Genomic DNA, 9032 nt, shown 5'->3' with positions numbered 1-9032 from the left:
TTTTTTAGATACGCGGACCCCACAGATCTATACACTTTTCCCATACCAGGCTCTCTTCAGAGGGAGATAGGGAGATAGGGAGATAGGGATTTTTAACCTCAAAAAAAACCTCTCCCCAGCACCCCACCTTCCTTTCAATCCCATTGATCTGACAATTTATGCCAAAGAATTAAACAGCCCTGCCTCTCCCCACGCGCACCCGCCCCTCTAACCACACTCTTCCCCCGCCCGATTCCGGAATCCGGATTCCAGAATCCGGATTCCAGCGGGGGTAGCGCTATAGCTTGACAAGTTACCCTTAATTGAGGGAAACTCTAGGTTAGCCTATGGGAGGGCGAAGCAAAAGCACATAAAACCTAGGGTTTGAGCCATTAATTACTTGCCCGAATTACTGGCTCGAATGGGTCGCCCCTACCCAAAAATCAACGACGCCAGACTTTCCATCGGAGGGGTTCTATGCCGGAAAACACGATTTCAGCAGAAATTCAGTCATCCCCCAACCACTCTAGACAAGCTGCTTTAGCTCTACAACAACTTGGCTTCCGGATCCTGCACATTGGACCGACTATCAGTGTACAAGCCCCGCAATCCCTGTGGGAATCAACTTTCAATGTTTCCTTCCAACCACAGCAGAAAACCCTGATCCAGGAGATAGATGGCAGTGACGTTACCTATCCCAAAGCTGCGGTTGACAATCTACAAATTCCTGAGCAACTACAAACCTTGGTAACTGGGGTGATGTTTGTAGAACCCCCAGAATTTTTCTGATCCAGTTAACGATAATCCGAACATTGTCCAGGCTAGAGGCACAATCGGGTCGTGCCTGTAGTTTTCTATAGTCAAATCATGAAGCTTCCCCCACCTGGCTATCGCCGAGGTGGAGGTGTCCTATGCTAATCTTTGGTTATCCCTAACCCAGAGAGTTAAACTAAGCCAGAGAGTCGCCTCACTGACTCGTCTTCAAAACCGTACGTGAGAGTTTCCCCTCATACGGCTCCTCATTATAGGAACCATTTTCATTGGTACCTCTAGAACGGATTGGCATCTAACTCAGATGAGTCGATTTTCTCTCCGTGCTTTATATCGTGGCAATGTAGGTGAAGTAACTCTAGATTTTTGTCTGAGTTATTTCCACCGAGCGAGCGTGGTATTATGTGGTGTTTTTCCATCGAATCTCCATCCCTGAAGGTGAGACCACAATGAGTACATACCCCTTTTTGCCTTTTCAAAAGCCTTCCCTTTTGACTGGTCATTTCAGGGTGTTTCTGCATTCTGGTACTCCAATAAATTAGGTCGCCATCGAATGGACTCCGAGTCTCTTTGACCTTCACGTGTCTGACTATTTTGGTCTTGGCGTGTTTGGGGAGGTAATTCTCCTCGTTGGTCATGAATACCCAGTTATCTATTTTTGGGGCTTCCCATGGTTTCTTTGGTTTTTCAACCTTAGTTCCCCAATATTTTTTGTTCACCCAGGTTTTTGATTTATTAGGATGTCTCCTATAACCCCATCTTTGAAGTTTGTTCCAGAGCAGGTGGTCTATCTTCGAGTAGGTTTCCTTGCTACAGACTGAGCTGTGATATTTGCACCATCCTCTTGTGATAGGTTTGAGGTGCCTTATTAAGGCATCTTGAGGAGCGGCTTTGTGATTGTCAATTGCTGACGAGAGTTGCTCTAGGTGCTCTTTTACGCTCTTCCTTGATGGTTTGATGATGGTTTTAAACCCTTGTTTGGAGTGATTTCTTCCGGCTGTGTATTGCCGGATGTTGAAGCCAAGGAAGTCAAATCCTATGGTCGTATGAGTCACTCTGGTTTTGTTTGGTTTTAGTTCCAGGCCAATATCACTGAGCCAATCATTGATGATTTCTTGACATTCTTCTATCACTGAACGGTCTTTGTGCATGATGACAAAGTCATCAGCGTATCGAATTAAGTTCAATGCTCCTCTATTTCTGGTCTTATTTCCTTTCATAGAATTTGCATATTGTTTAATTCTCTGTTCCATTCCGTGGAGGGCTATATTCGCTAAAAGCGGAGATATGATTCCGCCTTGAGGGGTACCCTCGTTTGATTGGGAGAATGTTCCCTTATCCATCACCCCGGATTTTAACCAGTTCTTGATTAATCGTCTCAGGGATGGGTAAGTATTTAATTTTCTTAGAAGTGCATCATGATTGATTTTTTCAAAGCATTTGGCGATGTCAGCATCTAAAACCCATTTGGGCTTTTGTTTGATGCTGTTGAATATTGCTTCGATGGCATCGTGACATGACCGTCCCGGTCTAAACCCGTATGAATTAGGTTCAAATTTGGCTTCCCGGAGACGAAACCTTAGATAGTGGAGCCTTACTAACAAGCCTTAAAACCTTCTCTGCATAACCTTAAAACTATAAAGGCTCCACTATCTTGCGGTAACTTCTGACCATTCAGGTTCTAATGCCTGTTTGGCAAGTGCCTGTAGTGCTCGGTCATGTATGGTTGGTATCCCTAGAGGCCGTCTCTCATCTCTTCCAGGTTTAGGTATCCAGACCCGGCGGGTTGGTTGGGGCTTCTTGTACAGTTTTAGGCTGGCTACTAAGTCGAGTCGTTGCTTACTGGTTAAAGCTTTCTTCCCGTCTATTCCGGCAGTCTTCTTGCCTTTGTTTTGTTGGGTCACCTTCCTGACTGCGAGCATTTTGGCTGACCAGGATTTCATCAGGGTTTTTTGGAGTTTTCTAACCACGCGAACATCGCCACGTTGAGAGGCTCGATATATCCGGTTTTGTAACTTGAATACGGTTCTTTCTAGCCTGCGCCAATCAACCCTATTCCATTCCGACTGTGGGGCGAACCCCCGAGTTTTGGACTTATGCATTACTACTCCTAGCTATATTTTTTCCTACAACGTGAGTCTGTGTGCGTATCCTGGGTATTACCCCAGGCTTTGGCTTCTGACTCAATCCCTCTTTCATATGACTTGCGGCTAACTACCTACTCAACAACCGACCGTGTTGAGAGTACATATAAAAGTTACTTCGTTCCTGATAACCATTCTTTTGAACTTTTAGGGTGATACTTTTCACCGGGAACTTTAGGGAAATCTTTATAAGAATGTGAAACCTTATAAACCTGTATGCTCCTTTGACATTTTGTCCGTAGTGGTTCAGCCTTATTTCACTACGTCTTGCTGACGATGATTCTGACGTATCTTCCTCTCGTACCCATGAATTCTATTGCCTGTTACTAACACCACTTTAGACTAGCAGTGCTTCACTACTCGACCCCGCTTTACCCCAGGGTTGTTAAGTTCTGAAGTAGGGGTAGGGCTGTCACTCGGATTTCACGAGGGTCAGAAGTTACCGAAAGAATAGTGCAGCCTTTATGGTCAGCAGGTTAGGCATCATAGGAGTAAGGTTTTGTACTAAGGCTGCACTATTCTAAGGTTTTGTCTCCGGGTTGGTATTTCACCAACATGGTTATCAAGTTGTCAAGGTTCATTGAACCAGGCGGTTAATCCCCCAGACCCTCAAGGGGGTAGGTTTCTAACCAACGAATCGCACTCACACAGGCAAGCCCAGCTTCTAGGCGATCGTCCAGGGCTTTTGCTGGAACGACCCCCACTACCATTTCTGTTAGTGAGTTTAAACACACCTCTAGCACCAATGTTGTAAGCGCCGTTTAGATTGGCCGTAGGCCACGCTACGCGAACGGCATTAAACCGCTTACCTGAGGAGAAGGTTGCTAGGGCATAATTTTTTGAATCACGTTTGACCTTGCCGGAACCATCGTAGGCGAGTTTGGAGGTATAAGCTGCCACAACCTCTATTACTTTGCCGCCTAACTCAACCCATTTCATCTCAGTAAAATCGCGAATTTTTGCTTTGAGCCATCCATGAAACCTTTGCCGGAGGTTAGAGCGTTTCCGTCCCCCTTTGGGCTTCCATCCCTTAAGACTCTCAAACACAATTGCTTCGGAGTTAAACTCTTCAGCAATCTGAACAATTCGCTTAGAAACAATGTGCCCGATTTGGTGATTGATTCTCCGGCATTTTTGATAGGTCTTGGAGCAAAAACCTTTATGAAGTTTTCCTCCTTTGCCCATAGTCTTAGATGCCCGCATAGATACGGACTTTAGTCGCTTATCCCGACGGTCTATGTCTCTTCCTGGGTGTATAAATTTCCTGTGGATTACAGTGCCGCTGTGGGTTACAACTGAGATTGTCGCAGTAGTATTAATTCCTAGATCTACTGCTGTTACATTAGCCTCTGGTTTTCGTTTTTCTGGCTTACAACTGAACGGAACGGATAAATGACAGACCCTTTCATTGAATATCAATGAAGGCGATAGTATTTTGTTACTAGCTATTTGGTGTCTTTCTCTTAGGCCGGTAATTTGAACTGTAGTCCAAACCCAATCTAAGCCATTAAATACCTTGATATCGACTTGGTTAAAGCCATGTAATTTATAGCATTGACCCTTGTATAAAGCTGGGTAGCAACCAGTATCAGCATTCAGTCTCGGAGGACTATCGCTGCGTCTTTTTCTAGTGCCCGCTTGCCATTCTCGGTAACGGGTCACAAAACTACTAACCTGACCCGCAGCAAAAGCGTTCGCGAAGCGTCGGCTTTGCCGAATCGCAGCACGACGGTAATAACTGGGAAATTTGTAGAATGCTTGATTAAACTGAGGATACTTTATATTAGGACGCTTGGCAGTCTCATGCATTAGACGTTCAACAGCAGGAGTTAGTTGATCAGCTGTCAAGCAACCTAATTCAGACCAGTGAGTATAAATGATTCCAACCAAATATCGACAAGCACGGCGGTACACCTTAACCGTCTCCCCAAATAGCAATTTTTGATCGGGGGTTGGATTTAGTTTCCACTTATCGGTTCTAATTACTTTGGTTGCCGCTTTCACTGGTCTAAATAAAATAAATTATCTTTATTATTTTAACCTATCAAATATAAGGCGGCAATTATTTAATTTTTGCTTCATGTTTTTAGCGATTGGTTTTGGCATGGACTAACCCCCACCTGAACGAGGTGGGGGAATGCGTCACACGGTTTGTTCAATAGTCAAAAACACCCTGGGGAATTTTAAACAAAAACCGAACAAAACACAAGTACCCACGAGGGTGACGTCAATATGTGATCACATATACCACACTAAAGAAGTAAACCAAAGAAGTAAACCAACTTGGTTTGTTGATCAACAAAGACAGCGATAGTCATCAACCGCTGTCTAACTAGGATTTAAGTAACAGGATATTTATGATACAACAACTACAGACTGGACAAGAGCGAGTTTCCTTTGAAGCCATTCTCGTATCAGAAAGTGGCCAGTCCATGTTCGCCACTGACACCTACCTCCAACCGGAGAATCTTCAACAATTCGCCCCACCCCCTGGACGGGGCATTCAAGCTGCAAATGTTTTACAATCCCTTGGCTTTCGCGTCCAGCAAATCGGAACCTTTTCCATTAGTGCTGATGGACCACGGGAACTGTGGGAACGGGTCTTTAGCACCCGAGTTGAACGGGACAGCCAACTGATTAGCGAGGCTCATCCTCAACTAGGAGAAGTGACCTTCTTGCGCCATGTTGCTGGTGCTCCCTTTAGCATTCCCGAAGAGCTATCTGGGTTGATAGAGCGAGCTTATCCCCAACGTCCACCGATTTTATTTGAGTCGCCACTGCCTCCACGGGTTCGTTATCATCACCTCAATGTTCCCTCCGATGTGGCCATGGTATGTCGCTCTACCCCTGTCCACAAGGTAGGGGTAACCGGTAAGGGGGTCTTAGTAGCAATGGTAGACACTGGATTCTACAAGCATCCCTTTTACGAGTGGCATGGCTACAACTACCAGGCAACTTTGGCACCAGATGCTCAAAACGTGGAGCGGGATGAGAATGGTCATGGCACCGCTGAAGCAGCAAATATTTTTTCCAATGCACCGGATATTGACTTTATTGGTGTAAAAATGGGGGGTAACCCCACCCTGGCGTTTAAGATGGCATCGGATTTACATCCAGCGGTGATGACCAACAGCTGGGGCTACAGTATCCCAGAAGGCCCTCTACCGAATTTCCTCAAGCCCCTAGAGGCCGCAGTTATTGAAGCAGTCAAAGAGCGTGGTATTACCGTCTGTTTCTCTGCTGGTAACGGACACTATGGATTTCCTGGTCAGATGCCAGAAGTGATTTCTGTGGGTGGAGTCTATGCCCACGATACTGTTGAGGGCAATGACTTTCGCTTAGAAGCTTCCGACTACGCCAGTAGCTTTGATAGCCAGATTTATCCAGGACGCCATGTACCTGATCTGTGTGGACTGGTGGGAATGCGACCCCGGGCTGCCTATATCATGTTGCCCGTTGAACCAGGAGACGAAATTGACCAAGGCTTGGGCGGCGGTGAGTATCCGAATCAGGACGAAACGGCTACTGATGATGGCTGGGCGGTGATCAGCGGTACTAGTGCTGCTTCTCCCCAAGTAGCGGGTGTTTGTGCCTTGCTTAAGCAGGTGCAACCTGGTCTGTCTCCATCCCTGATTAAGCAGATTCTACGGGCATCAGCGCGAGATGTTAAGCTGGGCAAGAGCGCCCATGGTCAACCAGCAGGAGAGGGACACGACGGAGCAACTGGATCCGGTTTGGTGCCCATCTTCCTACTCCCAGCTCCGAAGTCCCAGCTCCGAAGTCCCTACTCCCTACTCCCTACTCCCTACTCCCTACTCCCTAAAACCATTGAGAACTACTATCAATGAAATTGATATTACGTCATCCCAACCCGTTTGGTTCTTAGAGTAACATTAACCCCTTCAGTGGATTGCTCCAATACTAATAATGGCGTTGGTTTTGCCTTTTGATCCCAACGCATGCAAACAATACGTCCTTGAATTGTTGGTTGCCAGGTATCATTGTCCGCATCTGGACTAAGAAATGTTTCAATACAGTCAATAATTTGGCTAACGGTTGCCGAGGTGCGTTGAGTGGGTAATTTCATTAACTTAACTTGAATGCGGAAAAGCACTCCCACACTGCGTTTACCTCGAATTTCAGTCTCGTACTTAACATCAAATATTTCATTAATTTTACGACCTGACGTACTAGCAACACCGATAACATTTCTAGAGTCTTGAGTAGGTCGTAATGCTATACTGATTAACTGTTTTATTCGAATTTTAATTTGATTGATAACTCCAAAGTGGAATACCTCTTCTTCCATTCGCATTCTGAGGTAGTCCAGATTAAATTCCCGCGAGTGAACCAAATCGGGATTGGATTCCATTTTCCGGATGGTATTAAGCGCCAGCTTTAACTTTTTTCGGAGATCAGCAGTTTTATACTGCTCCAATTTGAGCTTTTTGTCCTTATCCTTGAATTGCAGCTTACCATACACTACTAATCCAATCACCACTAAAGCTAGTCCAATAGACACAAAAATCCAATGATTCAAATTCCCCAGTTGCCCAGCAGACCCAGACGTATTGGGAATGGTAGATGGAGGTGAGGATGCAATTTTCACAGGTACAGAAACCTCAGTCCGTGATTCTCTGAAGATGAGATGATGGGACATAATCACTATCGAATAAAACTCAAAACCTCTTAACTATAAGGAACCAGAGAGAGTGTCTTACACTGTCAATTTTGCCGGAGCGGTGATCATTTCGCCATCCTCTTACAATTGGTGCAAGTTTTTCTGCCTTAATCTTAGCTCCATAATTCGAGTTGTTGACGATGTTTTTGACTTTCTTTTGGAACCCTTTGTGCTTCTCCTGAGAAGGAGAGCTACGGAAATTTCCCTTGTCCGGTGCAGGGGTGGAGCTTCCAGCCATATCCATCCATCGGTTATTAGTTTCGATTAGTTAGTCTTTGGGTACTAACCTATATCATAACCTGGTGTTCGCCACCAGTTTCTAGCTATAAGGAGGCGAACTAGCTCAACCAATCATCCAGAGGTTTTCCTCAGCAGAAGCGTCCCAAGGATATAACGGGCTTTCCCCACCCCTACGGGAAGGCATCCAAAGCATCTATAGTATTGTGCCAAGTATTGTGGCAATTTGGGTAAGCCATTGAAGCCTTTTGCATGAAAGCCTTTTGCCTTAGTTTAGTAATAGTGTTGCTATCGTGGATTACCCAAAGCCCAACTTAAGGAACAATTTCAAGATACTCTATAGCTTATGTATGTAAGCATTCAGCTAAGGCCGATTGGCGCTATAGCTGATCTGGGATAAGGCAATAGCTTAGCTATTTAGAACAAGGATGCTTTGCTCCGTAACGTTGCTTAGTAAAATCAATCGGTTTACCCCAAACAACGTGGAGATAATATGCCCCACGATACTTTAATTTACCGATAGCTTCCGGTAAAAGCACACCGTTGAGCTTTGGCTGTCGCCAACGGACACCACGATACTTACCAACAATTTTTTCGGATTTCATCTCAAAATTTACCGGATCATTTTCATAGGTAATACCACGGTAAGTGAATTTCATTATTTTATCCTCTTAATTGTTTGTTATATCTGTAATTGATCACTCCAAGTCAGAGCCTATACTTAGAGAATGCCCGAAAGTTAGACTAACGGAACAGTAAGCATTCAGCCTAGAGCTATCAGCTATCCGCTGATTGAAGGTTGTCCAAGATAACTCATGTACTCGCTCCTCTCAGGAAAATTTCTAAGTTTTGCTTGATTGAAAAACTGACGGATTTTGTGCTGATAGCTCAATGCTTACAAGTAACAAATCTGGTTGACTGACTTTACTCCTAAAACCCTTGATTTTATGTAGAGAGCAGTTGAGGAGTAGCGAAACCAAAGCAAATTATTGCCAAGGTTGGTTTCACTATGTTAAAATAATCCCTGGCAGAGAAAAAATCACTCAACCAGGTAAAAAATTTACCGAAACAGCAATAAAATTGGCGTTGCTGAATTAAAGAATGAATGCGCGATTATCTGGTTTTATGACAGCCCCCTAAATCCCCCAAGCGAGCAATCCCTCGCTTGGGGGACTTTGAGAGTTTTGTTCCCCCCAAGCGAGCAATCCCTCGCTTGGGGA

At 44.9% G+C, this 9032-nt stretch carries 7 protein-coding genes and 1 pseudogene; 2 read left to right on the top strand and 6 right to left on the bottom strand.

The genetic code is table 11. The annotated features are described in order from the left end of the window. Positions 1 to 456: 456 nt before the first annotated feature. On the top strand, positions 457 to 768 hold the full coding sequence (locus F6K20_RS12970; RefSeq protein ID WP_008185223.1) for a hypothetical protein: 312 nt from the start codon (positions 457 to 459) through the stop codon (positions 766 to 768). A 260-nt stretch (positions 769 to 1028) separates the two neighbouring features. Here the strand turns inward: F6K20_RS12970 and F6K20_RS12965 are convergent, their stop codons facing one another. The 3 genes and pseudogenes from F6K20_RS12965 to F6K20_RS12950 all read right to left on the bottom strand — a co-directional run bounded on the left by F6K20_RS12965 (position 1029) and on the right by F6K20_RS12950 (position 4898). Continuing rightward, complete coding sequence (locus F6K20_RS12965; RefSeq protein ID WP_287267350.1) at positions 1029 to 2354, bottom strand: group II intron reverse transcriptase; 1326 nt, start codon at positions 2352 to 2354, stop codon at positions 1029 to 1031. A gap of 66 nt (positions 2355 to 2420) precedes the next feature. Next, a pseudogene (locus tag F6K20_RS12960) lies at positions 2421 to 2852 on the bottom strand (reverse transcriptase N-terminal domain-containing protein); the annotation flags it as partial. 651 nt (positions 2853 to 3503) lie between these two features. Further along, positions 3504 to 4898 (bottom strand): IS200/IS605 family accessory protein TnpB-related protein, encoded by a 1395-nt coding sequence (locus tag F6K20_RS12950; protein ID WP_287294918.1) that lies wholly within the window; start codon positions 4896 to 4898, stop codon positions 3504 to 3506. A 353-nt stretch (positions 4899 to 5251) separates the two neighbouring features. Here F6K20_RS12950 and F6K20_RS12945 point away from each other — a divergent pair, with 353 nt between their 5' ends. Then, complete coding sequence (locus tag F6K20_RS12945) at positions 5252 to 6742, top strand: S8 family serine peptidase (protein WP_287294917.1); 1491 nt, start codon at positions 5252 to 5254, stop codon at positions 6740 to 6742. A gap of 8 nt (positions 6743 to 6750) precedes the next feature. On the opposite strand, the gene F6K20_RS12940 is transcribed toward F6K20_RS12945, so the two are convergent. The 3 genes from F6K20_RS12940 to F6K20_RS12930 form a co-directional block, all read right to left on the bottom strand. Then, positions 6751 to 7554, bottom strand: a complete 804-nt coding sequence (locus tag F6K20_RS12940; RefSeq protein ID WP_008189298.1) for a hypothetical protein — start codon at positions 7552 to 7554, stop codon at positions 6751 to 6753. A gap of 19 nt (positions 7555 to 7573) precedes the next feature. Beyond that, positions 7574 to 7813 (bottom strand): group II intron maturase-specific domain-containing protein, encoded by a 240-nt coding sequence (locus F6K20_RS12935; protein ID WP_229414744.1) that lies wholly within the window; start codon positions 7811 to 7813, stop codon positions 7574 to 7576. A 412-nt stretch (positions 7814 to 8225) separates the two neighbouring features. Then, positions 8226 to 8471: a DUF4278 domain-containing protein gene (locus F6K20_RS12930; RefSeq protein ID WP_008189294.1), complete on the bottom strand. Its 246-nt coding sequence runs from the start codon at positions 8469 to 8471 to the stop codon at positions 8226 to 8228. Between the last annotated feature and the right edge of the window lie 561 nt (positions 8472 to 9032).

This window comes from Moorena sp. SIO2C4 (genome assembly GCF_010672485.1).
GTDB classification, from domain to species: domain Bacteria; phylum Cyanobacteriota; class Cyanobacteriia; order Cyanobacteriales; family Coleofasciculaceae; genus Moorena; species Moorena producens.
The sequence above is the reverse complement of the archived record's forward strand: the minus strand, read 5'-3'. Positions and strand labels throughout refer to the sequence as shown.